This is a genomic window from Arthrobacter sp. K41, from assembly GCF_059089645.1.
In genome coordinates this window covers 628,103-653,262 of the sequence record NZ_JBNHEW010000001.1, presented here as the reverse complement: position 1 = coordinate 653,262, position 25,160 = coordinate 628,103, and the positions used below count along the sequence as shown (strand labels likewise).

Sequence of the window (25,160 nt, the reverse complement as noted above, 5' to 3'; positions counted from 1 at the left end):
CCGCTTCCCGCGCACGTAGGCAGTTAAGGCGCGGCCCCGTCGGGCCTAATGGCCGAAGGGATCCGGGTCCACTCCCGGCATCCAGGTCAGCCCGGGAACGCCCCAGCCATTCTTTTTGGCCTGCTTCATGGCTTTGCGGGCGTATCGGTCCATCAGCCGGTTGACGTAGAGCTTGCCGTCGAGGTGGTCGTACTCATGCTGCAGGACACGGGCGAACCAGCCCGTCGCCTCGAACTTCACCGGCTGCCCAAAGCCGTCAAAGCCTTCCACCCGGGCCCACTCGGCACGCTTGAGCGGGTACTGCCCGCTGGGGAACGACAGGCAGCCTTCCTCTTCCTCGTCGGGGTCGGGGACAGCCCCGGAAATTTTCGACAGGGTGAGGACCGGGTTGACCAGGACCCCCGTGGGGGGAGCGCCGTCGTCATTGGCGTACTTGTAGACAAAGATCCGCTTGCCCACGCCCACCTGCGGGGCTGCCAGGCCCACGCCGTTGGCTGCGTCGTTCGTTTCGAACATGTCGGCGATCAGGGCCCGCAATTCGTCGTCGAACACTTCCACCTCGGTTGCCCTGCGGTGCAGCACGGGCTCTCCCCAAATGGTGATGGGCAGAACAGTCATTTTCCGGTCCTTCGGCGGTATCTAATGCAAAAGAAAAGAAAGGAGGCCGCACCGGATATCCGGTACGGCCTCCTTGCTGGACGGCCATAAGTACCATCCTGTGAGGGTGAGCTACGGGGGTTGAACCCGCGACCTCCTGGACCACAACCAGGCGCTCTGCCAACTGAGCTAAGCCCACCATGTGCCCTGCAGAATTACCGGCGGACCGGCTCTCTGGAAAGGCAACTCAAATAGCTTACCTGCTCCGCGGGGATGGTTTGTCCACTTTCGCCCGTTTCAGGAAAATTTCCTGCAAACGTGGCGCAGATTACTCTTCCGGCTGCTGTGCATTGCCGGCCGCGGTAATGCGCTTTGCGATCTGCTGGGCTGTGGCGCTGTCCGGGCCGGGCGCCGGCACAAACACGGCTTCACGGTAGTAGCGAAGTTCGTCGATGGAATCCTTGATGTCCCCGAGTGCGCGGTGGCCGCCCTTCTTTGCCGGCGACTGGAAGTAGGCCCTGGCGAACCAGCGGCGGGAGAGCTCCTTGATGGTGCTGACGTCAATCACGCGGTAGTGCAGGTGCTCCACCACTGAGGGCATGTCCCGCGAGAGGAACACCCTGTCGGTGCCTACCGAGTTGCCTCCCAAGGGTGCCTTGCGCGGATCCGGTACCCACTTTTCGATGTACTCCATCACCGCTGCCTCGGCTTCGGCCATGGTGGTTCCATGGGGCAGCTCCTTGAGCAGCCCCGACTTGGTGTGCATGTCACGGACGAAGTCGTTCATCTGGGCCAGCGCGGCATCGTCCGGTTTGATCACTACGTCCACCCCGTCGCCGAGGATGTTCAGTTCGGAGTCCGTGACCAGTGCAGCCACCTCGATCAAGGCGTCATTCTTGATGTCCAGGCCGGTCATTTCGCAGTCGATCCAGACGATTCGTTCGTTAGATATAGGCACCGGACCAGCCTACCGTTACACGTCCGGGCCACCTGCCGGTGCTAGGATTTCGGGTACGCGGCGGGACTGGTTGCCGCCGTTGTAACCCGCATTGGCCGGCCACTGGGCCCGCGGTGCAGAAGCGCGCAGAACCAAGAGCGCAGACCCAAGAGATTGGACGATCCTGAGATGACGGCGCCTGTGCCTGCAGCCGGGGAACTGGCGGCCGGGGACGCTGCTGCGGTGGTTGTAGCCGGCGTCGACAATCCCCGCTCGCCGCTCCTGGCAGGGTTCGCGGGCTCGATGTTCATGCTGATCGGGTCCCTGGGTGTGGGCTGGCTGGCCCCTGTCTCGGAACTCCGGCGGATGGCGCTGTTCATCTGGATGCGCACAGAAGCAGCGGGTGTTGCCCTGTCCATCATTCTGCTGGCCGTAGGCGGGATGCTCCTTGTCCGCGCCTGGCTCCGGTTGGGCCAGCGCGTGCGCGTCTGGGGAGAAGACGCCCGCAGGGCGACGCTGCAGGCCGTGGTTGCCTGGGGGTTGCCTATGATGTTCTGCGTGCCGCTGTTCAGCCGCGACGTCTACGCATACATCGGCCAGGGCCGCCTGATGGTGGAGGGTTTCAACCCATACGAGAACGGCATCTCGGCGCTGTCCAACTACTTTCAGCTGGGCGCGGACAAGATGTGGACCGAGGCCCCTGTCCCTTACGGACAGTTGTTCCTGTGGATCGAACAGTTCGTCGTGTGGGTCACCAACGTCCAGCCTGAAGCCAGCGTGATGCTGTTCCGGCTGGTGGCGCTGGCCGGAATAGTCCTCTGCGTGATCTATGTGCCCAAACTTGCGGAACTGCACGGGGTCAACCCCAGCCGGGCGCTGTGGCTCACGGTGGCCAACCCCCTCTTCCTGACCAACTTCATCGCCAGCGTCCACAACGACGCCCTGATGATCGGGTTGGCGCTGGCCGGCCTTTACTACTCAGCGACCCGCCGCGTGGTCCGCGGGATCGTCCTCGTGACACTCTCGATCGCCGTTAAACCCATCACCATTGTCTTCCTGCCTTTCATCGGACTGCTGTGGGCCGGCAGGAACGCCGGCTGGCTGCGCAGGTTCTCGTACTGGGGACTGACGGCAGCCCTGAGCCTGGGGCTCCTGGTTCTGATGAGCCTGGTCAACGGCTTTGGCTTCGGCTGGATCAACGGACTCTCGGCACCGGGCAGCATCTACATCTGGTACGCACCCGTCGGGCTGATCGGAATGGTGGTCGCCTCGCTGGGAAACTCCTTCGGGCTGGACGGATGGCTCCTGGCGGACTGGGTGTTCGACGCCGGTAAGCTGCTGGCGGTGGGGATCGCCGCGTGGCTGATCCTCAGGGGCGATTACGACCGGCTGATCCGCCGGCTCACACTGGCGTTCGCGGCGATTGTCCTGCTGGCACCCATGATCCAGTCCTGGTATGTGGTGTGGCTCATTCCGCTGTTTGCCGTAACCGGGATCCGGAACGACTGGCAGGTCAAGGCACTCTACTTTGTGGTTTCGTTCTTTATGATCTACGCCATCTCGGATCAGCTGGAGGTTTTCCCGTACCTTCAAACCGCTGACCTTGGTCTGGCCCTGGCGCTGGCGCGCGTAGCCGCTGCCGTGACCGGACTCCTGTTCGGCCTGTACCTGATCTTCTGGGATCCGCGGACCCGCAGCCTCTTCCGGAAAAGTCCGGAACCGGTGGTTGAACGGCCAGTCATCTAGCGAGGTTCTTCATGGCCTCCCGGCGTGACAGTGGACTCATCCGCTCCTCGTGCGCGGCCACAAAGGCGGCAACCCAGTCAGGCGCAGTTTTTGCGTACTCCCGCAGGGACCAGCCGATCGCTTTCCTGATGAAAAACTCGGGGTCGGTGAGGTTCGCCTCAATCACGCGGCGCAGGAGCTCTGTATCCGTGTTTCCTTTGGCCCTGAGCTGTGCAGTAATGGAAGCCCGCCTCACCCACAAATCCGGGTCTCTGCTCCAGCGCAGAATCACTGCTGACAGCTCTGCCGGGTGCGCCTGCAGCAGGGAGCAGATACGGCCGGCAACGCCGTCGGCGAAGTCCCACCAGGCACCCTGGCGGATGATCAGTTCATAAACCGGGAGCATGCCCAAGTCGGCTGCTGCGAGCTTGCCGGCAGTCAGGTCGATGGCCGCGTACCGCTCCTCGCGGTACTCCGCGGAGCCCCACAGTTCCAGCACGCTGGCCCGCTGCTGTTCTGCGGTGTCAAACGGAAACCGCGCAACCACTGCCGTCACCAGGCGGCGCACTTCCGGTACACGGACGCCTAAAAACGGCATGGCGGACTTCATGTAGCCCTGCGCCCCGGCGGCACGCACCGGGTCAGCCAGTCCACGGAGCCCGGCGCGGATCGCATCGAGCGCTTCCCGGTTCACCATGGTGTCGATCAGTTGGCGTTGGGTGGTTCCACCCAACCCTCTCGATCCAGCCAGGCCGCACACAGCGGGCTCCACTGATCGGGCCCGGGCTCGCCGTCGGCAAGGCCCAGCCCGTGCCGCCCCGTGGGAAAGACGTGCAGCTCGGCCGGCACGCCGGCGCTGAGCAGCGCGCCCGCATAGCCGAGGCTGTGGCTGACCGGTACGGCGTCGTCGTCGGCCGTGTGCCAAAGGAACGCCGGCGGAGTTCCGGCGGTGACCCGCTGCTCGGCTGAGAGTTCCGCCAGGATGTCCGACGGCGGCGCTTCGCCCAGCAGGTTGTCCACTGAACCCTGGTGCACCTCCCGGGTGTAGGACACCACCGGGTAGCACAGCACGGTGAGGTTGGGGACTGCCTGCGGGACGTCGAGGTCCGCACTGCCGGTTGCCACTGCCGTGGAGAGCGTGGCTGCAAGGTGCCCGCCTGCGGAGAACCCGAGCACCCCCACGCGTCCGTGGTCCACGGCGAGGCCATGTGCGCCGCTGCGGATATGAAGCATTGCCTGCTTGGCATCCTCAAGCGGCGCAGGGTGCCGGTCCGGGGCAACCCGGTACCGCAGGACAAAGGCATGAATGCCCAGCCCGGCCAGCCACTCCGCGACAGGTTCCGCTTCGTGGTCAGCCTGCCGGGCGTAGCCGCCGCCGGGAAGTACCAGGATGGCGGGCCGGTCGCCGGGCCCGGGGGTGCGCGAAGGGACAGCGGTGAGATGCAGCGTCACGGTCAGGCAGCCGTCTCGGTGCTGCGCCGCAGGGTCACTTCGCCGGTGATGGGGCGCGGCTCGACGCCGTCGGCTCCTTTTTGCGTATCGGTGCCGTCCGGCCCTTCCCCGGCCGCGGCACCCGGAGCAGTTGCACGGGTGGCAAGGCGGCCGATCTCTTCGAGCGGCAGGCTGACAGTGGAAAGTGCCGGGCGGAAGTCGCGGAGCGTTTCGATGTCGTCAAACCCGGCAATGATGGCATCGCGGGGGACACGGAACCCCTCTGAACGCAATGCGGCCGCGGCGCCGATCGCCATGACGTCGTTGACGGCGAAAATGCACAGCTTGGTACTCCCGCGCCCCTCGCCCGTGTCCGCGCGTCCTGCTTTGATCAGACCGGCAAGCTTAAGCCCGGCCTCGTAGCCGCCTGCACGATTGAAGGTAGTACGCACAATGTCAGCAGGTTCACGTCCGGCGGCGGCCAGGCCCTCCTGGAAACCGCGGATCCGGTCGTCGGAAGTGAAAAGCCCCTCGGGCCCGCCGATGATCACAAAGTCACTCTCCCAGGCCGACGCGAGTTCGCCCGCCAGCGCTGCGGCAAGCTCCTGGTTCGGCACGGCCACCACGTAGTAGCCCTCGGGTGCCCTCGCACCCACCACGGGATGGCCAACTACCCCTACCCGGCCGCCGTTGCGGCAGTACCTGTCCAGCTCTGCGGCGAGTTCAGCGTTGCCTTCCCGGTCTTCCGGCTGGGCAGAGCGGGAACCGGCAATCACTATTGAATCGGCCCGGCGGGCGGCGAACGCAGCGACTGCTTCCTTTTCCTCCGCCGGCGCTCCGCCGGTGGTGGCCAGCAGGACCATTTTGCGCTGTTCCCGTGCCGCTTCCTGTACACCCCTGGCAATGGCGGAAAAGTAGGGGTCTGCGATGTCGTGGACGATCAGGCCGATAAGCCCTGAACTGGATTTGGCAAGGCCTTGGGCCTGGGCGTTGGGAATGTAGCCCAGCGACTCGGCGGCATGGCGTACCCTGTCCGCGATGTCCTGGCCGGGTTTGCGGGCGGACCCGTTCAGGACACGGGAGGCTGTGGCAGGCGAAACACCGGCAAGCCGCGCCACCTCAGTAAGGGTACTTGCAGCCACGGTGTCTCCTGGATGACTCGGGTCGAAAAGCGTAAGGACATTATGGCAGTTTGAACCTACATTGGAAAGCGCTTGCCAACACTTCAATGCGCGTGCATTATTGAGTTAGCGGGAATGCGCTTTCCCAAACCAGCTTGAGTAGAACTGCTCACTCACCGTGGAGGACACATGGGCTTCGAGACAAAAACGATCCGCATCGCCATGAACGGCATCACCGGCCGGATGGGGTACCGCCAGCACCTGCTGCGCTCCATCCTCCCCATCCGTGACGCCGGCGGCTTCACACTGGAGGATGGCACCAGAGTTCAGGTCGAGCCCATCCTGGTGGGCCGCAACGAAGCGAAGATCCGGGAACTGGCCGAAAAGCACAAAATCTCCGAATGGAGCACCGACCTTGACGCAGTGATCAACGATCCCACCGTTGATATCGTCTTTGACGCCTCAATGACCAGCCTCCGCGCAGCGACCCTCAAAAAAGCCATGCTCGCCGGCAAGCACATCTTCACCGAAAAGCCCACGGCTGAAACCCTTGAGGAAGCCATCGAACTGGCCCGCATAGGCAAGGAGTCCGGCGTCACCGCGGGCGTCGTCCACGACAAGCTCTACCTGCCCGGCCTGGTCAAGCTCCGCCGCCTGGTGGATGAAGGCTTCTTTGGCCGCATCCTCTCCATCCGCGGTGAATTCGGCTACTGGGTGTTTGAAGGCGACGTCCAGGCCGCGCAGCGCCCGTCCTGGAACTACCGCAAGGAAGACGGCGGCGGCATGACCACGGACATGTTCTGCCACTGGAACTACGTCCTTGAAGGCATCATCGGCAAGGTCAAGAGCGTCAACGCCAAGACCGCCACCCATATCCCTGCACGCTGGGACGAAGCGGGCAAAGAGTACAAGGCCACCGCCGACGACGCTTCCTACGGCATCTTCGAACTCGAAACCCCCGCCGGCGATCAGGTTGTCGGCCAGATCAACTCCTCCTGGGCAGTCCGCGTCTACCGCGACGAGCTGGTGGAATTCCAGATTGACGGCACGCACGGTTCTGCCGTCGCAGGCCTGAACAAGTGCGTTGCCCAGCAGCGGGCCCACACCCCCAAGCCGGTCTGGAACCCGGACCTGCCCGTCACCGAGTCCTTCCGCGACCAGTGGCAGGAAGTCCCCGCCAACGCTGAGTTGGACAACGGCTTCAAGCTGCAGTGGGAAGAGTTCCTCCGCGACGTTGTTGCCGGCCGCGAGCACCGCTTCGGCCTGCTGTCCGCTGCCCGCGGCGTCCAGCTCGCCGAACTCGGCCTGCAGTCCAATGACGAACGCCGCACCATCGACATCCCGGAGATCACGCTCTAATGACCTCTCTTATCCTTCCCTCCTCCGACGGCGGAACCAGGGAGTACCGGCTCCGGGGCGCTGAATCCTGGGCCCGTCCCGCCGCCCCGCTGACAGCACGCCGCGCCTATGCGGCAGCCCATGTCATTCCCGAGGTCCTGGCAGAGAACACTCCCGGGGCTCCGGCCCGGCTGGACTGGGAAGCAACCATGGGTTACCGCCATGAGCTGTGGTCCTACGGCCTGGGCGTTGCCGATGCCATGGATACCGCCCAGCGCGGCATGGGCCTGGACTGGGCCGCCACCCAGCAGCTCATCAAGCGCACCGGTGTGGAGGCTGCCTCGGTAGTGTCCGCCGGCAATGCGGCCACTGCCGGCAAGTCCGTCCGGGACCTCGTGTCCTGCGGGGCGGGCACTGACCAGCTGGACATCGGTGCCCTTCCTGCCGGAGAAGCCGGACTCAAAGCGGTCCTCGAGGCGTACCGCGAGCAGATTGCCGTGATCTCAGAGGCCGGACCCAAGGTCATCATCATGGCCTCCCGGGCCCTGGCCAAGGTGGCCAGCGGCCCCGATGACTACCTGAAGGTGTACTCCACACTGCTGCAGGAAGTGGACCAGCCGGTGATCCTGCACTGGCTCGGCACCATGTTCGATCCCGCCCTCGCCGGCTACTGGGGTTCGGATGACGTAGCGGCTGCCACTGAGACCTTCCTGGGACTGATCAAGGACAACGCAGCCAAGGTGGACGGCGTCAAGGTCTCCTTGCTGGATGCCAGCCACGAGGTGGCCCTTCGAGCAGCACTGCCCGACGGCGTCCGCCTCTACACCGGGGACGACTTCAACTACCCGGAACTGATCGACGGCGACGGCACCCACCACTCCGACGCCCTGCTGGGCATCTTCGCCGCGATCTACCCGGCAGCATCGGTGGCCCTGCAGAACTATGACGCCGGCAACGCCGTCAAGGCACGCGAAATCCTGGACTCCACCCGCGAACTGGGCAAGCACATCTTCAGTGCCCCCACGTTCTACTACAAGACCGGCATCGCGTTTATGTCCTGGCTCAACGGCAAGCAGCAGGGCTTCCAAATGGTGGGCGGCCTGCACTCCGGCCGCTCGGTGTGCCACCTTGCCAGGACCTTCGAACTGGCGGACCAGGCCGGCCTGCTGCGGGACCCCGCCCTGGCTGCCTTCCGGATGTCCGACTACCTGCGCATCAACGGGGTGGGAGTTTGAGCGACTTCTCACGCCTTGCCATCAACACCGCCACCACTAAAAAGTGGACCCTCGCACAGGTGGTGGAGGGCTGCGTCAAAGCTGGCATTCCGTCGATCGGGCCCTGGCGGGACCGCGTGGAGGAAGCCGGCCTGGACAAGGCGGCGCGCCTGATCAAGGATGCCGGCCTCCGGGTCTCCTCCCTGTGCCGCGGTGGCTTCCTCACCGCAGCCGACGCCGAGGGGCAGGCCGCTGCCCTGGCTGACAACCGCGCTGCCATCCTGGAAGCGGTGGCCCTGGGCACCAGGGAACTCTTCCTCGTTGTTGGCGGGCTGGCGCCGGGGGAGAAGGACGTGGTGGCGGCAAGGCAACGCGTTGCTGACCGGCTTGCGGACCTCGTTCCGTTCGCCGCGGAAAACGGCGTCCGGCTGGTCCTGGAACCGCTGCACCCGATGTATGCCGCGGACCGTGCCCTGATTTCGACCCTGGGGCAGGCACTGGACCTCGCGGCGCCTTTCGAGGCCGCCACGGTGGGTGTCGCCGTCGATACGTTCCACGTCTGGTGGGATCCCGAGCTGAAAACGCAGATTGAACGCGCCGGCCGGGAAAACCGCATTGCCTCCTACCAGGTGTGTGACTTCAACATGCCCATCGCCGCCGACCCGCTGCTGTCCCGCGGCTACATGGGCGACGGCGTGGTGGACTTCGCCACCATCGGCACCTGGGTGCGCGATGCCGGGTACACCGGTGACATCGAGGTGGAAATCTTCAATCAGGAGATCTGGGACACGGACGGCGATACCGTCCTGGCCACGGTCAAGGAGCGATACGCGGAGCTCATCCTCCCGTACGCCTGACCTGATCCAGACCGCGGGCTTCTGCTACGTCACGGCAGGAGCCTGCGCCCCACATGGAAGGACCCGGACCGCTCAGCGGTCCGGGTCCTTTCTGTCTGGAGGACGCTTAGGCGTACATCCCCGCAAACCTGCGGTAACGGGCCAGCACCCCGTCGTCGTCCTGCCCGGCCGGGAGGTCGACGGCGTCGAGCGCCCACTGCGGAAAACGTCCAGTGAGTGCCGCTGCTGCCTGGCGTGCTGCACCGTCGGCCACATACTCGCCGGGACGCGGCACGGTGACACTGATGCCCAGCAGCTGTGCTGCCGCCTGCTGGACCGCGCTGGACTGCGCACCGCCGCCCACCAGGATGACCCGTCCCGCCTCGACTCCCTGTTCCTGGAGTGCCGCCAATCCGTCTGCCAGCGAGCACACAACGCCCTCGACGGCGGCACGCGCCAGGTTCGCAGGCGTGTAGTTGCCGCGGGTGATGCCGTGGAGCGAGCCGGTGGCATCGGGCAGGTTCGGCGTGCGCTCGCCGTCGAAGTAAGGCACGAGGGTCAGGCCGCCGGCGCCCGGTTCGGCGGACAGCGCAAGTTCGTTGAACTCCACAATGGTGACACCGAGCAGAGCCGCGGTGGCATCAAAGACCCGGGTGGCATTGAGCGTGCAGACCAGTGGGAGGTAATTCCCGGCGGCATCGGCGAAGCCTGCCACCAATCCGGACGGATCGGCGGCAGGGGTACCGGACACGGCGAACACCGTTCCGGAGGTGCCCAGCGACATCACCACATCACCTACGGCCGCGCCTGCACCGAGTGCCGCTGCCGCGTTGTCTCCGGCCCCTGGAGCCACGACAACCCCGCCGGGCGTCTTGCCGGCGGTGTCTAGCGGCCCCAATACATCCGGAAGCAGCGGCACGTGTCCGAGCGATGACTCCAGGACCTCCGGCAGGTACGTCCCGGCCGCCGTCGAATAGTAGCCGGTGCCGGAAGCGTCCGAACGGTCAGTGGTCAGCGCCTCGAGGCTTCCGGGGCCGCTGCCTTCGCCGTAGCCCAGGAGCCGCCAGGTCAGCCAGTCGTGCGGCAGGCACACTGCGGCAACCTTCGCTGCGTTCTCCGGCTCGTTGGCAGCCAGCCAATGCAGCTTCGTAACCGTGAGCGAGGCCACCGGGACAGTGCCTGTGGCACCGGCCCAGTAGCGGGCTCCTGCCGCGACATCGCCGTCGCCCGCTTTGATAATCAGTTCCCGCGCGGCGCCGGCGCTGCGGGTGTCGTTCCACAGCAGCGCCGGCCGGATGACCCGGCCGTCACTGTCGAGGCACACCATTCCGTGCTGCTGGCCGCCGACCGATACTGCTGCCACGTCGTCGAGGCCGCCTGCCTGCTCTATCGCTTCCTGCAGGGCAGCCCACCAGTGGTCGGGGTGGACTTCAGTGCCCTGCGGGTGGCTGGCCCTGCCTTGTCGGATCAACGCCCCGGTTTCGGCGTCACGAACCACCACTTTGCAGGACTGGGTGGAGCTGTCGATACCTGCTACAAGTGCCATGGTCAGTGGGCGCCCAGGAGGTGTTCGATGGCGAGTTGGTTGAGGCGTACGAACGCGAAGGAGCGTTCGGCTGCGGTGTCGGCGTTGAAGTCCTCGAAGGCGGTGGTGTCGGCCAGCAGGTCGGTGCCGGTTTCGCCGGCGGCGAGGGTGGGTTCGCCGAGTTCGAACACGCCCGAGGCGGTGAGTGCTTCCTGGACCTGGGGATCGGCGCGGAACGCGAGGGCGCGTTCTTTCAGGAGCAGGTACATGTTCATGTTGGCTTTGGCTGATTCCCAGACGCCGTCGTAGCCATCGGTGCGGGAGGGCTTGTAGTCGAAGTGGCGCGGGCCTTCGTAGCGGGGCCCGCCGCCCGGGAAGCCGTTCTCGAGCAGGTCAACGGTGAAGAACGCGCTGGTAAGGTCACCGTGGCCGAAGACGAGGTCCTGGTCGTACTTGATCCCGCGCTGGCCGTTGAGGTCGATGTGGAACAGCTTGCCCGCCCAGAGGGCCTGGGCGATGCCGTGGGTGAAGTTCAGCCCGGCCATCTGCTCGTGCCCGGTTTCGGGGTTCAGGCCCACGATGTCGCCGTGTTCGAGCTCGGCGATGAACGCCAGGCCGTGGCCGACGGTGGGCAGGAAGATATCGCCGCGGGGTTCGTTGGGCTTGGGCTCCAGGGCGATGCGCAGGTTGTAGCCCTTGTCCTTGATGTAGGCCGCGGCGGTGTCCACACCCTCGCGCATCCGGTCCAGGGCCGCGGCGAGGTCCTTGGACCCGTCGTATTCGCTGCCTTCACGCCCGCCCCACATCACGAACGTTTCGGCGCCGAACTCCGCGGCCGAATCGATGTTCCGCAAGACCTTGGACAGGGCAAAGCGTCGGATGGAACGGTCATTGGAGGTGAACCCGCCGTCCTTGAACACCGGGTGGCTGAACAGGTTCGTGGTCACCATCGGGACCTTCAAACCGGTCTCGGCCAGCGCCGCCTTGAAGTTCTTCAGGATCAGCTCCCGCTCCGAGGCCGTGGCCTCAAAGGGAACCAGGTCATTGTCGTGGAACGTGATGCCATACGCGCCCAGCTCAGCGAGCCGGTGCACCGCCTCCACCGGATCCAGCGCCGCACGGGTAGCCACACCAAACGGGTCAGCGCCGGTCCAGCCCACAGTCCACAGACCAAAAGTGAACTTATCAGCAGGGGTAGGGGAAAGAGTCATGATGCGTCCTTGCACTTGGTTGCGCCGATTGTCCGGCCAGTTAGTTTATTGCCTGAACTATATAAGCATCGGTACGCTAGGGTCAATAGCTAATTGGGAACCCGACAACGGTCCCGCATCGATGAGGGAGAACGGCATGGCGAACACGGCCACAGCGCCCGCACCGTCCAATGCCGCAGCCCCGGGCAGCATGGGAGACGTACGCAGGAGCAACCTTGCCCTGGTCCTCAGCACGGTGGCCGCGTCCTCCACGGCGTCCCACCTCACCCGGGCCCAGATTGCCGCCGCCACCGGGCTGACCAAGGCGTCAGTATCAAGCATTGTCCTGGACCTCCTCGACGCCGGAATCCTGCGGGAATTAGGCCTGAACCCCCAGGGGGAACGGGGCCGGCCGGGCGTGGGGCTGGAAATGAATCCGGCGCGGGGCGTTATGGGCATGGAAATCAACGTTGACTACATTGCCGCGGGCGTTACGGATCTGACCGGAGCCGAAGTGGTTCAGGAGATCCGTGAACTGGATAACCGGGACAGTGCCAGTGGGGCGGTGATGACTGCCCTGGCAGCGTTGGCCGCCGGCGTGCGGAAGGCGGCCTCGGCGAAGGGGGTCGAAATCCTGGGCGGAGGACTCGCGGTTCCTGGACTTGTCGACGACGGGACTTCCACCGTCATCACTGCCCCTAACCTGGGCTGGCGGGACGCAAAGCTTGACGTTGCCGGTTTGCTCCCCGGCCTGCCATTGGGTGTCAGGCTCTTCAATGAAGCTAATGCTGCTGCCCTTGCGGAGTTGGCCCGCGGCGCCAGTGGCAGGAAGGACTTCCTCTTCATCTCCGGCGAAGTGGGCGTCGGCGGCGGGCTGGTCATCACGTCTGAGCTCTTCACCGGTCCGGAAGGGCATGCGGGGGAGGTGGGCCATATAGTTGTCGACCCTGACGGCAGCGCCTGCTCCTGCGGCGGGACAGGCTGCCTGGAGACTGTAGCGGGGCAGGACGCCATCTTTTCAGCGGCGGGCATAGCAGCCAAACGGCAATCAAGGTCCGAAAGCATGTCTGCCCTGACAAAAGCGCTCTCCGCCGGCGAACCCGCCGCGCTGCTGGCCGTCCGGAGAGCCGGGCAGTCCTTGGGCGTGGCCGTTGCGTCCGCATCGCGGGTGGTGGATATCAGGGCGGTGGTGCTCGGTGGGCACTTCGCCGTCCTCGAGCGGTGGCTGCGCCCGCCGCTGCTGGACAGCCTCAGCCGGTATGCGCCGGGGAAGTTTCTGCCCGAGCACATCACCACGGCTGCCGCCGGGGAGAATGGCGCCCTGCTGGGGGCCGCCGGCAGTGTGGTGCGGTCCCTCCTGGAGGCACCGCACCGGCTGCAGTCCTAGCATCGCGCCACCGTTGGCGTGCGCCGCTGACTACGGACCCGGGCAGAACACACAGGAAGCGGCTTTCGCCTGCATCCCGCAGGCCAAAGCCGCTTCTCGAAGTGCCCCAGGAGGGAATCGAACCCCCGACCGGCGGATTAGAAGGCCGCTGCTCTATCCCCTGAGCTACTGAGGCAAATGGCTCCGGAGCTGAAGTCCGGCGCCTCAAAAAGTTTACATTGCCTAGAGTGCAGGTGCCGTCACTGAGTGCAGCGGCGGACTCTTCCTCCACAGGCACACCAGGGGCCGGGTTGTGCACATAGGCAAAGTGCTGCCTCCCGCTGCGCCCGGCGCGGGCGCGATGCTGGTTTTGCCTGCTGAGGCATCACTAGAAGACAGGACGAAGAGATGAGCGACACCATAACGATCCGGGGCTTCGTTGCCACCGAGATCAAGAGCTCCACCACAACGGGGGGAGTGGCCACCGCCTCCTTCCGCATCGGATCCAACTCCCGCCGCTATGACAAGGAATCGGGCACGTGGTCGGACGGCCACACGAACTGGTTCCTCGTTCAGGGCTACCGGCACCTGGCGGGAAGCATGGGCTGCAGCATCAGGAAAGGCCAGCCAGTCATCGTGGTGGGGAAGCTGAAGATCCGGAGCTGGGAAAAGGACGGCCGGGTCTACTACTCACACACCATTGACGCTGACGCCGTGGGCCACGACCTCACCTGGGGCACGGCAAATTTCACCCGGTCCTCCACCAAGCCACTCCTCTCGTTTGTGGAACAGGAACCGGGGTTCGAGGCCGATCCCCACCGCAACCCGGATGGTCCTTTCGACCAGCCGGAGGACAACGAAGAAGAGCTTCCCGGCGACGGCGATCCGGCCGCAGCCTACATCGAGGACAGCAACGGCGAGCTGCTTGCGCTGGATCTGGAGACGGGGGAACTGGCCGAATCCGGAGTCTAGGCATTCCCTGTATCAACGTCGCCCCTGAATTCCTGGGCGGGCAGGACCGCGGCACCCCCGGCCGCGCCTTGCCCGCCCAGGCCGCGCATCCAGCGCCGGACCGACCGCATGGCAGAATGACACCATGCGGACCACTCCTGACCACCGGCAAGAACGTATGTCAGGTTTATCATCGGCCGCTCCGTTCGCTCCGTTCCTCGCCGCGCGTCCCCTGGTGGCAGCAGTCGCCGGAGCCGCGCTGGCTGCCGTGCTGGCGGGATGCGTGGGCGGGGGGCAGTCGGTCCTCCAACCCGGGGCAACTGAACCAGTGATCGCCGCGCCAACCACCGCCGGCAGTGCCGCAGGCACGGCCGCGCCCGGGACAGCGGATACTGAACCACCGGCAGAGAGACCCGGAGGGCAGCGGGCAGCTGACGCAGACGCCGCCGCCACCGAAACGGTCAGGAAAACCGTAACGGATGCCCTTGAACGTCTGGCTGCGGGATCACCGAAGCCGGCCACCGCCCAGGTCACGGACGCCCTGACCGGAGCGGGCATCGCGCCTGCTTCTTTGCAGGTTTCCCAGAGCCGGACCCCCACTGGCCTGGAGGCTGACGCCATCGAAGCCTCGGTGCTGCAGGGCCGGGACTGTGTCATCGGGCAGGTCCGGGAAGGTGCGGTCACGGTGACCGTTCTTCCGGTGCTGGCCAGCGGCAAGTGCTTTGTAGGCTCCTGATCCGGGCGCACCGAATGTGAGATATGCCCGCCAACCCACTAGATTTGGAACCATGGCGGAATTTATCTACACAATGACCAAGGCCCGAAAAGCCGTTGGCGAAAAACTCATTCTGGACGACGTAAGCATGTCCTTCTTTCCCGGCGCCAAGATTGGTGTTGTGGGCCCGAACGGTGCCGGTAAGTCCACCATCCTCAAGATCATGGCAGGGCTGGACACTCCCTCGAATGGCGAGGCCCGGCTCAGCCCCGGCTACACCGTAGGCATTCTCCTCCAGGAACCACCCCTGAACGAAGAAAAAACCGTCCTGGGCAACGTCCAGGAAGGTGTCGGTGAGATCTACGGCAAGATCCAGCGCTTCAACGAAATCTCGGAGGAAATGGCCAGCCCGGATGCTGACTACGACACCCTCCTCGAGGAAATGGGACACCTGCAGGAAGCCATTGACGCCGCGGACGCCTGGGACCTGGACTCCCAGCTGGAGCAGGCCATGGACGCGCTCCGTTGCCCTCCGGCCGACGCCGACGTCACCAACCTTTCCGGTGGTGAGCGCCGCCGTGTTGCCCTGTGCAAGCTGCTCCTGCAGAAGCCGGACCTGCTGCTCCTGGACGAGCCCACCAACCACCTGGACGCAGAGAGCGTGCTGTGGCTCGAACAGCACCTTTCCACCTACGCCGGCGCAGTCCTGGCCGTCACCCACGACCGCTACTTCCTGGACCACGTAGCGGAATGGATCGCCGAAGTGGACCGCGGCCACCTGTACCCGTACGAGGGCAACTACTCCACGTACCTGGAGAAGAAGCGTGCGCGCCTGGAAATCCAGGGCAAGAAGGATGCCAAGCAGGCCAAGCGCCTCAGCGAGGAACTTGAGTGGGTGCGCTCCAACGCCAAGGGCCGCCAGACCAAGTCCAAGGCCCGTCTGGCCCGCTACGAGGAGATGGCTGCAGAAGCAGACCGCACCCGCAAGCTGGACTTCGAAGAAATTCAGATCCCGCCGGGACCCCGCCTGGGCGGCCTGGTGCTCGAGGCCAAGAACCTGCAGAAGGGTTTCGAGGACCGGACACTGATCGACGGGCTGACCTTCAGCCTGCCCCGCAACGGCATCGTAGGTGTTATCGGCCCCAACGGCGTCGGCAAGACCACCCTGTTCAAGACCATCGTGGGACTGGAACCGCTGGACGGCGGCGACCTGAAAATCGGTGACTCCGTCAAGATCTCCTACGCCGACCAGAGCCGCGGCGGCATCGACCCCAACAAGACCCTGTGGGAAGTCGTATCGGATGGCCTGGACTTCATCCAGGTAGGCCATGTGGAGATGCCCTCCCGCGCCTATGTCGCCGCTTTCGGCTTCAAGGGCCCGGACCAGCAGAAGAAGGCAGGTGTGCTCTCCGGTGGTGAGCGCAACCGGCTGAACCTTGCGCTGACCCTCAAGCAGGGCGGAAACCTGCTGCTTCTCGATGAGCCCACCAACGACCTTGACGTCGAAACCCTCAGCAGCCTGGAGAATGCCCTGCTGGAATTCCCCGGCTGCGCCGTGGTGGTCTCGCACGACCGCTGGTTCCTGGACCGGGTGGCAACCCACATCCTGGCCTACGAAGGTGACGAGGAAAATCCGTCCAAGTGGTACTGGTTCGAGGGCAACTTCGAATCGTACGAGGAAAACAAGGTGGAGCGCCTTGGCCCGGATGCGGCTAAGCCGCACCGCGTGACGCACCGCCGCCTGACCCGCGACTGACCGTCTCCGGCGCCGGGAACGCAAAAGCGTTACCGGCTACAGGCAGAAACAGGCCGGCACCCACGGGTGCCGGCCTGTTTGCGTTTTACCCGGCCTGTTTGCGGTTCCCCGGACGCAGCCCCCGAAAACTGCCTCCGGCCGAGCGCCGTCTGCACAGCCGGCCGGGACTGAAGACCGGAAGGCTAGCCCCGGCCGGCTTTCCGGATCTGGTGCTCCATCACCTTTGACTGGAATGCACCCGCAACCTTGTTTTTCAGGTCGGTGGGCACACGGACCATCCCTTCCTGTGCCACCGAGGCCACGTGCTGTCCGGCCTGGTTGAAGATTTTGCCGGTGGCGAGCCCGCGCGCACCCTGGGCGCTCGGCGATTCCTGGACGTACAGCAGCCACTCGTCCACCCGCGCGGGACGGTGCCACCACATGGCATGGTCCAGGCTGGCCACGTTCATTCCGGGAGTAATCCAGCTGAGCCCGTGCCGGCGCAGGATGGACTCCAGCAGGGTGTAATCACTGGCGTAAGCCAAGGCGGCGCGGTGCAGGTTGGGGTTGTCCGGCATAGGGCCGAAGGTCTTCATCCACACCGCATTGCGTGCTTCCCTTTCACCTTTTGCCGATACATACAGCGGCGGGTCAACGTGCCGGATGTCGAAGGGCCGCTCATAGGCCCAGTGCCGCGCCACCGGGTGGTCGAACTGGCCCAGCAGGTCGGCCGTGCTGGGCAGTGACTCCGGGTCGGGAATGCCGCCGGGCATTACGGACCCGTGCTCAACGCCTTCGTCCTCGCCTTGGAACGAGGCAATCATCGACAGGATGGGCACGCCTTCCTGGTATGCGTGCACCCGGCGGGCTGAAAAAGACCGGCCGTCGCGGAGGCGCTGGACTCCGAAGGTGATGGGCTTGTTGGCATCCCCGGGGCGGAGGAAGTAACCGTGCATGGAATGGACAAACCGTGCAGGGTCAACGGTCCGGATGGACGCAATCAGTGACTGCGCCAGCACCTGTCCGCCGAAGACCCGGTGGTGGGGCTGCTGCTGGGACGGGCCCAGGAAGATGTCCTCATCGGTCCGGGCGCCCTCCAGCTCGCCAAGGTCAAGCAGGGAGATGAGCGATGAGGTGGGGTCTTCGCTGGGAAGCGCCAGGATTTCGGCGTCGGCTTCAGTCATGGTCTGACTCTAGACGGCGCCCCGGCACCGCTCAACAGAGGTGCAGCCGGTAGTGTTCTTGGTGTGTCTGATCTACTCACCTCCTCCTTCCGGTTCGCTGATCCGCAGGATCTCGCCGACCTGAAAACCTTCGCCACGCGCGCGAAGACCATTGACGACGGCGCCATCCGGCTTCAGGCGGCAGGTTCCGTTCTCGCCGCGTACGTCTGCGTGCTGCGGCCGCGGGTGCTTGGTGAATCGACCCCCACCATCCTGGGACTGCGGACCATGGCGCTGGCTGAACCGTCGGGCACCGATGTCACTGTTCCGCTGGCGGCGGTGCTGGACCGCATCGCGCGGGCGGGCCAGGACGACGTCGAGCTGCCGGTGCCGCCGTCCACCGTCACGGAGTCCTGGACCGGTGTCGGGGCCCCCCGCAGCGGGTGGGAACTGCTGGGTTCGCGAAGCGATGCGTCCCTGCGGACGGCTGCAGAAGGAGGGATCGGGGAAGTGGCAGGAATTGTGCCGGAGAAGCCCGGGGCGCTGATCGTCAACAACGCCCGGGCTGCGGTGTGGGGCAGGGAACTCGATGACTCCGGACTGCCGGCCGGCGCCGCCTTTGCCGCCCTGGCCCTTGGTTTCCTTGCGGCCGGCGAACAGAAGCTCTACCGCGCCGGCCGCTGGTTCCGCCTCAGCGGCCCGCGCGGGCATGTCCTGGCGCGGACGGGAAGCGGGCTTCTCTGACGGCAGGGGCGCCGCGCAGGGGCAGCCGCGCCAGCCTGCGGCCGGCTAGCCGGCGGGGCTGTTGACCATGGACAGCGCTGCACGCTCCATGTAGTCCCAGAGGGTTCCCTCATACAGCGGCGGCAGTTCGAGTGCGTCCACCGCCGTGCGCATGTGGAAGAGCCAGCGGTCCTTGGCTTCGGGCGTCACCGTGAAGGGCATGTGGCGCATGCGCAGCCGGGGGTGGCCGCGCTCTTCCCCGTAGGTGGTGGGCCCGCCCCAGTACTGTTCCAGGAACATCAGGAACCGCCGTTTGGCCGGGGCCAGGTCCTCTTCCGGGTACATCGGGCGCAGCAGCGGATCCGTTGCGACGCCGTCGTAAAAGACGTCAATCAGTTTAACGAAGGTTTCGTGGCCGCCTACGGCTTCATAAAAGTTGTCGGTGTAGCCGGGCCGGCTGAACGGATCGTTCTGCATCAGCTGGCGGGGCCGCTGCGGTTCGATGGGGATGGTCATTTGCTAGTCTCCGGCCTTTTGGTCAGTCTTTTTGGTTTCGGTGCCGTGATCGCTTGCCTGGTCCGTGGTGCCGTCCGGTCCCTCGTGCAGCGGGACGTAGTTGCCCTGGGACCGGTTGCCTACGCGGAGGATCTCCCCGTTGCGCAGGTACCAGATGGCGCCGTCGTCGGACCGCACGCGGGTGATGCGCAGGCCCATGGACTCCACAACACCAACAACTTCGCTGGTTTCGATGACATCGCCGATTCCGTACTGGTCTTCAATGGTAATAAAAATCCCGGCGAGGAAGTCGCGGATCAGCTGTTGGGCGCCGAAACCGATGGCTACACCCAAAATACCCACACTGGTGAGGAGCGGGGCGATGTTGATGTCCAGGTTCTGCAGGACATACATGCTGGTGATGACCACCACCAGCACGCCCACGATGCTGTTCAGCAGCGAACCGATCGTTTCCGCGCGCTGGACCCGCCGTTCATGGTCCAGGGCGCGCAGTGCCGGCGCCGCCCACTTGAACGTGGGCCGCTTGAAGAAGTTGCTGCCTGCGGCCACGCGGGTGGTGATCCGGGAAATGACAAAGGTGGCAGCCAGCCAGATGGCAACGCCCACCCCGAGGCTGATCACAATGCCCGTGATGCTGATGCCGTCGGGCGCGGTGGCGGCGGAAGGAAGGATCGACAACATGCTGACCATAGGTGGGAAATACTCCTGGGGTTCCCCGGCGGCGCCGGGATAGGGTTCCGGAGCGCCGGTTTCGCCCGGCGCGGAAGGCTCTGTTCTCCTTCAACCCTAGCGCCGTAGCGTGGCTGCATGCGTATTCTTGTGCTCGGCGGGACGGCCTTCCTGTCAGCAGAAATTGTCCGCCAGGCCGTTGCCGGGGGGCATCAGGTCACGTGCCTTGCCCGTGGTTCCGCGGCTGATCCTCCGGAGGGAGCGGCGTGGCTGAAAGCTGACCGCTCTCTCGGTCCCGATGCCTACCGCGGCGTCAAGGGGAAGTGGGATGAGGTCATTGACGTCGCCCGCGATCCGGTGCCCGCAACCGAAGCGCTGGACGCCATCGCCCACCGCACCGCCCACTGGACCTTCGTCTCCAGTTGCTCCGTCTATGCCGACGCATCGGTTCCCGGCGCGGCTGAGGACGCCGGCCTCCTCCCACCGCTGGCGCCGGGTACTCCTTCGACGCCGGAAACCTACGGTGAGTCCAAAGCCGCCATCGAGCAGTCCACCGTCAGGGCAACGGGCGGAAAAGCGCATGTGTGCCGTGCGGGCCTGATCGGCGGACCGGGTGACGGTTCCGACCGCTACGGGTACTGGCCGGCCCGCTTTGCCCGGGACGGCCGTCCCGCCATCGTCCCTGCCATCAACAGCCACGCCACCCAAGTCATCGATGTACGGGACCTCGCCGCCTGGATCCTGCTCGCGGCAGAACAGGGGACCACTGGAACGCTGAACGCGCTGGGGGACCAGGTACCGTTCGGGGAGTACATCAGAGCGTCCCGGCAGGCGGCGGGCCATGGCGGCGAGGTGGTGCCGGCGGCCGGGGACTGGCTCGTGGACCAGGGCGTCGGCTACTGGGCGGGGCCCGACTCGCTGCCCCTCTGGCTCCCTCCCCGGCATGAGGGGTTTATGGCCAGGAGCAACAAGGCTCCCGTTGATGCCGGCCTGAAGATCCGGCCCTGGCAGGAGACACTCGCCGACGCGCTGGCTGATGAACGCCGCCTCGGACTGAACCGGCCCCGCAAGGCGGGCCTAACTCCGGAAACGGAAAAGCGGCTGGTTGGGCTCCTGCAGGGCGGACACACAAGCTGACGCCCGGCAGGAGGCCCCGGGCAGTCCTAGGCCGCCACCGTCACCGGCATGTGTTCCACGGGAAAGTTCACGCTGCGGGCAATAAAGCACACCTGGTTGGCTTCATGGTGGAGCTGCGCGGCCATCGCCACGTGCTGTTCGTCTGCCACCGTAACCTGCGGGTGCAGCGTCACCCGTTCGAACTGGCCGCTGCCGTCCCTGTTGAGCTTCATCAGCCCGGCGGCCTCGTCCCGGTAGTCCGTCACCACCACCCCGTGCTTCACCGCCACGTGCAGGAAGGAAAGCATGTGGCACTGCGCCAGGGCGGCGAGAAGCAGCTGCTCCGGGTTGTAGCGCGCCCGGTCGCCGTGGAAGGTGGGATCGGCCGAACCCTTGAGGACAGGCAGTCCGGGAATCAGGATGTCGTGGTCCCGCAGATAGCCGCGGTACGACGACGTCCCTTCCCCCTGGTTGCCCGTCCACTGCACCGTCAACGCATAGTGGTGCTCACCGAAATTCACAGGCCCGGCCCTGCTTCGCCGGGCAGGACATCAGCGGCGCGGGCACGCAGGGCCCTGGCAACGCCGTCGCGATTTTCCAGCATCATCCGGCGCAGGGCGGCGCTGTGGGGCGGAATTAATGCCAGGAAGCCGTCCGTTCGATCAACTGTCGCCTGCGTGGTCAGCAGCGCGGGGTAGAGCCCGACGACGATTTGCTGGGCAAGGGCGTGGGTCCGGGTCTCGACGATGGCGGGCACCGCCTGGAAATACTTTTCCGCGTAGGGCTCCAGCAGCGACCGGTCCAGGACGCGCATAAACCCGCTGACCGCGGAGCCCTGAAGGGCATTGGACAGCTCGCCCTTCACCACGATCGAATCCCAGGCAGCGGCCTTCGCCTCGGGGGTGGGAATTGCAGCTTTGGCCTGCGCGGCGGCGTTCTGTCCGGTGGACGTGTGGTCCCGGGCAAGCTCGGCATCGATGCCGTCCTGGCCCAGGCGGCCGCCCACCACCAGCGACGTCAGGAGTTCCCAGCGCAGGTCCTGGTCAACGGCCAGCCCGTCCAGGACCAGCGAACCGTCGAGGAGACCCGCCACGATGTCCAGCTGGCTTCCGTTGCCAGCCAGCAAGGCGAAGGATTTCACGAACTGCAGCTGGGCGTCCGAGCCGGCGGGTACCTCGGAGGCCAGCTCCCAGAGCCGGTCCGCCGCGGCCGCGGTGGTTGCCTCCCGGTGCTCCTCAGCCACGTAGAAGTTCAGGGTGGTGGCCAGCTGGCGGAGCTGGACAAGGATCACCGAGGAGTCGGACTCGGCGGCCACGTTGGCGAGGACCAGTTCCACGTAACGCCGTGCAGGGGTCTCACCATCCCGGGCGGCGTCCCAGGCGGAGTTCCACACCAGCGTCCGCGGCAGGCTCTGGCTGAAGTCCTTGAGATGGGCGGTGGCGGTGGCAAGGGACCTTTCATCCAGCCGGACCTTGGCGTAGGCAAGGTCGTCGTCGTTCACCAGGATCAGGTCCGGCTGTGCCATCCCCGTCAGGGCAGGCACCTCGGTGCGGACACCGTCCACGTCCAGTTCCTCGCGGTGCACCCGCTCAAGCTTTCCGGCGTCGTTCAGGTTGTAAAACCCCACCGCCAGCCGGTGCGGACGGATGGTGGGCCACTCCTCGACGGCGGACTGCAGGATCGCGAACGAGGTGAGCAGCCCGTCGCTGCCCACTTCCAGGTCCGGCTTGAGGGTGTTGACGCCGGCTGTCTCCAGCCATTGCCGGCCCCAGTCGTCCAGGTCGCGTCCGCTGGCCTTTTCCAGCTCAACCATAAGATCGCTTAACTCGGTGTTCTGCCAGGAATGCTTGGCGAAGTACTCACGGACCCCGGCCATGAACTGCTCCGGTCCCACCCACGCCACCAGCTGGCGGAGGACGGAGGCGCCCTTGGCGTACGTGATGCCGTCGAAGTTCACCTCAACATCCTGGAGGTCGTTGATGTCAGCGAAAATGGGATGGGTGGTGGGCAGCTGGTCCTGGCGGTAGGCCCAGGATTTTTCCACCGACGCGAAGGTGGTCCAGGCGCTGGTGAACTCCGTGGCCTCGACGGCGGCGAGGTGGGACATGTACTCGGCAAAGGACTCGTTGAGCCACAGGTCGTTCCACCAGCGCATGGTCACCAGGTCCCCGAACCACATGTGCGCGAGCTCGTGGAGGACCGTGATGGCCCGGCGTTCGATCTGCGCCCCGGTGACCTTGCTGCGGAAAACGTAGCCTTCGAGGATGGTCACGGCTCCGGCGTTCTCCATGGCGCCGGCGTTGAATTCCGGAACGAAGAGCTGGTCGTACTTCTCGAACGGGTAGGGGCAGCCAAACTGCACCTCAAAGAACTCAAAGCCCTGCCGGGTCAGCTCGAAGATGTTCTCCGCGTCCAGGTACTGCATCAGGGACTTCCGGGTGAAGACCCCCAGCGGAATGACCCGGCCGTCGGAACTCTTCACCTCGCTGCGCACGGACTGGTAGGGACCGGCGATCAGGGCAGTGACGTAGGAGGAGAGCCGCGGAGTGGGGGAGAAGGACCACACGGAGCGGGCACCGCCGTCGTCCGCGGGGGTGGTTTCCACGGGCACCGGCGTGGGAGAGTTGGAGATAATATCCCAGTGCGAGGGCGCGGTGACCGTGAACGTAAAGGCAGCCTTCAGGTCCGGCTGCTCGAACACCGCGAACATCCTGCGTGAATCCGGGACCTCGAACTGCGTATAGAGGTACACCTCGTTGTCCACCGGGTCCACGAAGCGGTGCAGGCCTTCGCCGGTGTTCATGTAGGGCGCATCAGCCACGATGGTGAGCTCGTTGTCCTCCGCGAGATCCGGCAGTTGGATCCGGACGCCGTCCGCCACCGTGTCCGGATCCAGGCTGCGGCCGTTGAGCGTGACACTGTGAACCGCAGCGGTGACGGCGTCGATGAAGGTGGAGGCTCCGGCTTCCGCGCTGAACTTCACGGTGGTGGTGCTGCCAAAGACCTTCCCGCCGCGGGTCAGGTCCAGGCTGACATCGTAGGACTGGACGGTGATCAGTTCGGCACGTTCACGGGCTTCGGCGCGGGTCAGATTCATACCTGGCAAAGTGGGGCCTCCGGAATAATGGCGTCTGCCGGCTGGCGGTGCCCAGCGGCGGCACTGCTCATTCTTGCATTCCTTTACCCCCGAACAGGTAGCGCAGCTCACAGTGGGTACGGAGAGAGGTACCAAGTCAGCGGCCGGCGTCGGGAGTAGCGTTAAATCATGGGGAAGTTCATGGAGTCGGTGGACACCAAGGCCCTGCGCTTTGTCGCGGGGTTCCCGCTGGTGGTCGGGGCCGCGTTCGCAGTGTGTGCTTTTCTGCTTCGGCCGGACCTTCCTGAGCCGCTCGCCATCCGGTGGACGGACGACGGCGGCGCCGCCTTCGCGCCTTTTCCCGCCTATGTCTCGGTGGGCGCCCTGCTGATTGTGGCCGCGGGCTGGCTGGTCCTCTTCCAGGCCCTTCCGCTCAGCCGGCCCGTGCCCATGCGCCGGATCATGATGGGCGCCGGACTTTTCCTGTGCCTCTTCGTCGCCACGGCGCTCGCTGCGGGCCTTGTTGGGCAGACCGGCCTGGCGGACGCCCGGGAGTCCCGGGTGGACCTCACCGTGCTTGCGCTGGGAAGCGGAGCCGCCGTGTCCCTGGGGGTGATTATGGGCTTCGTCTACAAGGCGGACCAGCAGTGGTCGTCCAATGACGACAGGGCCCTCCAGCTTGCCATCGCCAGGGAGCTGGATCCCGATTTGGCACGGGACAGCATCCGGCTTTGGGTCCATGCCCGCAGTTCTGTTTTCGTCATGATCGGCATAGCCTCGCTGTTTCCGGCCGCGTTGATTGCCATCGCCGTGCCCTGGCTTGGGGTGCTGCTCGTGGTCCTGGCCGTTATCGGCGCGGCTTTCCTGTGTGCCAGGATCAAGGCGGACCGGCGGGGCCTGAAAGTCCTGCTGGCCGGCGTCGTCCCCGTCATGGATGTCCCCGCCGGCGCCATCTCGGCAGCCAGCGCAGCGGACGTCCGCGCTGCCGACTACGGCGGGTGGGGCTACCGGCACCACAGTGGAACGGCAGCCATGCTGGTCAGCAGCGGCCCCGCCGTCGTCGTGAAAAAGACCGACGGGCAGAGCCTGGCAGTGAGCAGCGGAAGCGAGGACTCCGCTGCACGGCTCGCCGAAGTCCTGACCCGGGTGGCCGCGAGGGCACACCGCGGAGGCGGTTCGGCCGCGGCCGGCAAGCCCGAGTCCTAGTATTCTTGTG

At 65.6% G+C, this 25,160-nt stretch carries 23 protein-coding genes and 2 tRNA genes; 11 read left to right on the top strand and 14 right to left on the bottom strand.

Going from position 1 to position 25,160, the window contains the following annotated elements; genetic code table 11:
- Positions 1-45 precede the first annotated feature (45 nt).
- The 3 genes from def to orn all read right to left on the bottom strand — a co-directional run bounded on the left by def (position 46) and on the right by orn (position 1,555).
- A complete protein-coding gene (gene def / locus AC5RTE_RS03095) occupies positions 46-618 on the bottom strand; it encodes a peptide deformylase (RefSeq protein WP_494039923.1) in 573 nt (190 codons plus the stop codon).
- Between the two features lie 105 nt (positions 619-723).
- A tRNA-His gene (locus AC5RTE_RS03090) sits at positions 724-796 on the bottom strand.
- Positions 797-925: 129 nt separating this feature from the next.
- Positions 926-1,555, bottom strand: a complete 630-nt coding sequence (gene orn, locus AC5RTE_RS03085; RefSeq protein WP_494039922.1) for an oligoribonuclease — start codon at positions 1,553-1,555, stop codon at positions 926-928.
- 168 nt (positions 1,556-1,723) lie between these two features.
- Between orn and mptB the strand changes: the two genes are divergently transcribed.
- Positions 1,724-3,280 carry a polyprenol phosphomannose-dependent alpha 1,6 mannosyltransferase MptB gene (gene mptB / locus AC5RTE_RS03080; protein WP_494039921.1) on the top strand — a complete coding sequence of 519 codons (1,557 nt, stop codon included), beginning with the start codon at positions 1,724-1,726 and terminating at the stop codon, positions 3,278-3,280.
- Here the strand turns inward: mptB and AC5RTE_RS03075 are convergent.
- The 3 genes from AC5RTE_RS03075 to AC5RTE_RS03065 are packed head-to-tail and all read right to left on the bottom strand — an operon-like array spanning position 3,273 to position 5,832.
- Complete coding sequence (locus AC5RTE_RS03075; protein ID WP_494040146.1) at positions 3,273-3,956, bottom strand: DNA alkylation repair protein; 684 nt, start codon at positions 3,954-3,956, stop codon at positions 3,273-3,275. The two genes, mptB and AC5RTE_RS03075, sit on opposite strands and share 8 nt — an antisense overlap.
- Before the next feature lie 8 nt (positions 3,957-3,964).
- Positions 3,965-4,711 (bottom strand): alpha/beta hydrolase, encoded by a 747-nt coding sequence (locus AC5RTE_RS03070; protein WP_494039920.1) that lies wholly within the window; start codon positions 4,709-4,711, stop codon positions 3,965-3,967.
- Positions 4,712-4,713: 2 nt separating this feature from the next.
- A complete protein-coding gene (locus tag AC5RTE_RS03065) occupies positions 4,714-5,832 on the bottom strand; it encodes a LacI family DNA-binding transcriptional regulator (RefSeq protein WP_494039919.1) in 1,119 nt (372 codons plus the stop codon).
- Positions 5,833-6,000: 168 nt separating this feature from the next.
- Between AC5RTE_RS03065 and AC5RTE_RS03060 the strand changes: the two genes are divergently transcribed.
- Genes AC5RTE_RS03060 through AC5RTE_RS03050 form a run of 3 tightly spaced genes read left to right on the top strand, consistent with a single transcriptional unit; the run spans position 6,001 to position 9,220 of the window.
- Positions 6,001-7,170, top strand: a complete 1,170-nt coding sequence (locus tag AC5RTE_RS03060; RefSeq protein ID WP_494039918.1) for a Gfo/Idh/MocA family protein — start codon at positions 6,001-6,003, stop codon at positions 7,168-7,170.
- Positions 7,170-8,384 (top strand): dihydrodipicolinate synthase family protein, encoded by a 1,215-nt coding sequence (locus tag AC5RTE_RS03055; protein ID WP_494039917.1) that lies wholly within the window; start codon positions 7,170-7,172, stop codon positions 8,382-8,384. Before AC5RTE_RS03060 ends, AC5RTE_RS03055 begins: the two co-directional genes overlap by 1 nt.
- Entirely contained in the window at positions 8,381-9,220 is an 840-nt protein-coding gene (locus AC5RTE_RS03050) for a sugar phosphate isomerase/epimerase family protein (protein ID WP_494039916.1), read from the top strand. The genes AC5RTE_RS03055 and AC5RTE_RS03050 overlap by 4 nt, the downstream gene beginning before the upstream one ends.
- Before the next feature lie 106 nt (positions 9,221-9,326).
- Here the strand turns inward: AC5RTE_RS03050 and xylB are convergent, their stop codons facing one another.
- Both xylB and xylA read right to left on the bottom strand, forming a co-directional pair.
- On the bottom strand, positions 9,327-10,745 hold the full coding sequence (xylB, locus tag AC5RTE_RS03045; RefSeq protein ID WP_494039915.1) for a xylulokinase: 1,419 nt from the start codon (positions 10,743-10,745) through the stop codon (positions 9,327-9,329).
- Positions 10,746-10,747: 2 nt separating this feature from the next.
- Complete coding sequence (gene xylA / locus AC5RTE_RS03040; RefSeq protein ID WP_494039914.1) at positions 10,748-11,935, bottom strand: xylose isomerase; 1,188 nt, start codon at positions 11,933-11,935, stop codon at positions 10,748-10,750.
- A gap of 136 nt (positions 11,936-12,071) precedes the next feature.
- Between xylA and AC5RTE_RS03035 the strand changes: the two genes are divergently transcribed.
- Positions 12,072-13,301 carry an ROK family protein gene (locus tag AC5RTE_RS03035; protein ID WP_494039913.1) on the top strand — a complete coding sequence of 410 codons (1,230 nt, stop codon included), beginning with the start codon at positions 12,072-12,074 and terminating at the stop codon, positions 13,299-13,301.
- A gap of 102 nt (positions 13,302-13,403) precedes the next feature.
- Here AC5RTE_RS03035 and AC5RTE_RS03030 read toward each other — a convergent pair.
- Positions 13,404-13,476: transfer RNA gene (locus AC5RTE_RS03030), tRNA-Arg, on the bottom strand.
- A 212-nt stretch (positions 13,477-13,688) separates the two neighbouring features.
- On the opposite strand from AC5RTE_RS03030, the gene AC5RTE_RS03025 reads away from it, so the two are divergent.
- The 3 genes from AC5RTE_RS03025 (at position 13,689) to ettA (ending at position 16,702) form a co-directional block, all read left to right on the top strand.
- Positions 13,689-14,252, top strand: a complete 564-nt coding sequence (locus AC5RTE_RS03025) for a single-stranded DNA-binding protein (RefSeq protein WP_494039912.1) — start codon at positions 13,689-13,691, stop codon at positions 14,250-14,252.
- Positions 14,253-14,376: 124 nt separating this feature from the next.
- Positions 14,377-14,967, top strand: a complete 591-nt coding sequence (locus AC5RTE_RS03020; protein ID WP_494039911.1) for a DUF6993 domain-containing protein — start codon at positions 14,377-14,379, stop codon at positions 14,965-14,967.
- 52 nt (positions 14,968-15,019) lie between these two features.
- On the top strand, positions 15,020-16,702 hold the full coding sequence (gene ettA / locus AC5RTE_RS03015) for an energy-dependent translational throttle protein EttA (protein WP_494039910.1): 1,683 nt from the start codon (positions 15,020-15,022) through the stop codon (positions 16,700-16,702).
- A gap of 182 nt (positions 16,703-16,884) precedes the next feature.
- On the opposite strand, the gene AC5RTE_RS03010 is transcribed toward ettA, so the two are convergent.
- Positions 16,885-17,865 (bottom strand): acyl-CoA thioesterase, encoded by a 981-nt coding sequence (locus AC5RTE_RS03010; protein ID WP_494039909.1) that lies wholly within the window; start codon positions 17,863-17,865, stop codon positions 16,885-16,887.
- Positions 17,866-17,928: 63 nt separating this feature from the next.
- Here AC5RTE_RS03010 and AC5RTE_RS03005 point away from each other — a divergent pair, with 63 nt between their 5' ends.
- Entirely contained in the window at positions 17,929-18,588 is a 660-nt protein-coding gene (locus tag AC5RTE_RS03005; protein WP_494039908.1) for a DUF8185 domain-containing protein, read from the top strand.
- 45 nt (positions 18,589-18,633) lie between these two features.
- Here the strand turns inward: AC5RTE_RS03005 and AC5RTE_RS03000 are convergent, their stop codons facing one another.
- Both AC5RTE_RS03000 and AC5RTE_RS02995 read right to left on the bottom strand, forming a co-directional pair.
- Entirely contained in the window at positions 18,634-19,083 is a 450-nt protein-coding gene (locus AC5RTE_RS03000) for a globin (protein ID WP_494039907.1), read from the bottom strand.
- Positions 19,084-19,086: 3 nt separating this feature from the next.
- A complete protein-coding gene (locus AC5RTE_RS02995; RefSeq protein WP_494039906.1) occupies positions 19,087-19,773 on the bottom strand; it encodes a mechanosensitive ion channel family protein in 687 nt (228 codons plus the stop codon).
- Positions 19,774-19,890: 117 nt separating this feature from the next.
- On the opposite strand from AC5RTE_RS02995, the gene AC5RTE_RS02990 reads away from it, so the two are divergent.
- Entirely contained in the window at positions 19,891-20,889 is a 999-nt protein-coding gene (locus AC5RTE_RS02990; protein ID WP_494039905.1) for an NAD-dependent epimerase/dehydratase family protein, read from the top strand.
- Positions 20,890-20,915: 26 nt separating this feature from the next.
- Here the strand turns inward: AC5RTE_RS02990 and AC5RTE_RS02985 are convergent, their stop codons facing one another.
- The gene (locus tag AC5RTE_RS02985) at positions 20,916-21,389 is read right to left on the bottom strand and encodes an OsmC family protein (RefSeq protein ID WP_494039904.1); all 474 of its coding nucleotides are present in this window, start codon (positions 21,387-21,389) and stop codon (positions 20,916-20,918) included.
- On the bottom strand, positions 21,386-23,965 hold the full coding sequence (gene pepN / locus AC5RTE_RS02980; RefSeq protein ID WP_494039903.1) for an aminopeptidase N: 2,580 nt from the start codon (positions 23,963-23,965) through the stop codon (positions 21,386-21,388). The genes AC5RTE_RS02985 and pepN overlap by 4 nt, the downstream gene beginning before the upstream one ends.
- 168 nt (positions 23,966-24,133) lie before the next feature.
- On the opposite strand from pepN, the gene AC5RTE_RS02975 reads away from it, so the two are divergent.
- Complete coding sequence (locus tag AC5RTE_RS02975; RefSeq protein WP_494039902.1) at positions 24,134-25,150, top strand: hypothetical protein; 1,017 nt, start codon at positions 24,134-24,136, stop codon at positions 25,148-25,150.
- The last annotated feature ends 10 nt before the right edge of the window (positions 25,151-25,160 follow it).

Coding starts and splice junctions, on each gene's coding strand:
- def (WP_494039923.1), bottom strand. CDS start 618: ATGACTGTTCTGCCCATCACCATTTGGGGAGAGCCCGTGCTGCACCGC.
- mptB (WP_494039921.1), top strand. CDS start 1,724: ATGACGGCGCCTGTGCCTGCAGCCGGGGAACTGGCGGCCGGGGACGCT.
- AC5RTE_RS03075 (WP_494040146.1), bottom strand. CDS start 3,956: ATGGTGAACCGGGAAGCGCTCGATGCGATCCGCGCCGGGCTCCGTGGA.
- AC5RTE_RS03060 (WP_494039918.1), top strand. CDS start 6,001: ATGGGCTTCGAGACAAAAACGATCCGCATCGCCATGAACGGCATCACC.
- AC5RTE_RS03055 (WP_494039917.1), top strand. CDS start 7,170: ATGACCTCTCTTATCCTTCCCTCCTCCGACGGCGGAACCAGGGAGTAC.
- xylB (WP_494039915.1), bottom strand. CDS start 10,745: ATGGCACTTGTAGCAGGTATCGACAGCTCCACCCAGTCCTGCAAAGTG.
- xylA (WP_494039914.1), bottom strand. CDS start 11,935: ATGACTCTTTCCCCTACCCCTGCTGATAAGTTCACTTTTGGTCTGTGG.
- AC5RTE_RS03035 (WP_494039913.1), top strand. CDS start 12,072: ATGGCGAACACGGCCACAGCGCCCGCACCGTCCAATGCCGCAGCCCCG.
- AC5RTE_RS03025 (WP_494039912.1), top strand. CDS start 13,689: ATGAGCGACACCATAACGATCCGGGGCTTCGTTGCCACCGAGATCAAG.
- AC5RTE_RS03020 (WP_494039911.1), top strand. CDS start 14,377: ATGCGGACCACTCCTGACCACCGGCAAGAACGTATGTCAGGTTTATCA.
- ettA (WP_494039910.1), top strand. CDS start 15,020: ATGGCGGAATTTATCTACACAATGACCAAGGCCCGAAAAGCCGTTGGC.
- AC5RTE_RS03010 (WP_494039909.1), bottom strand. CDS start 17,865: ATGACTGAAGCCGACGCCGAAATCCTGGCGCTTCCCAGCGAAGACCCC.
- AC5RTE_RS03000 (WP_494039907.1), bottom strand. CDS start 19,083: ATGACCATCCCCATCGAACCGCAGCGGCCCCGCCAGCTGATGCAGAAC.
- AC5RTE_RS02995 (WP_494039906.1), bottom strand. CDS start 19,773: ATGGTCAGCATGTTGTCGATCCTTCCTTCCGCCGCCACCGCGCCCGAC.
- AC5RTE_RS02990 (WP_494039905.1), top strand. CDS start 19,891: ATGCGTATTCTTGTGCTCGGCGGGACGGCCTTCCTGTCAGCAGAAATT.
- pepN (WP_494039903.1), bottom strand. CDS start 23,965: ATGAATCTGACCCGCGCCGAAGCCCGTGAACGTGCCGAACTGATCACC.
- AC5RTE_RS02975 (WP_494039902.1), top strand. CDS start 24,134: ATGGGGAAGTTCATGGAGTCGGTGGACACCAAGGCCCTGCGCTTTGTC.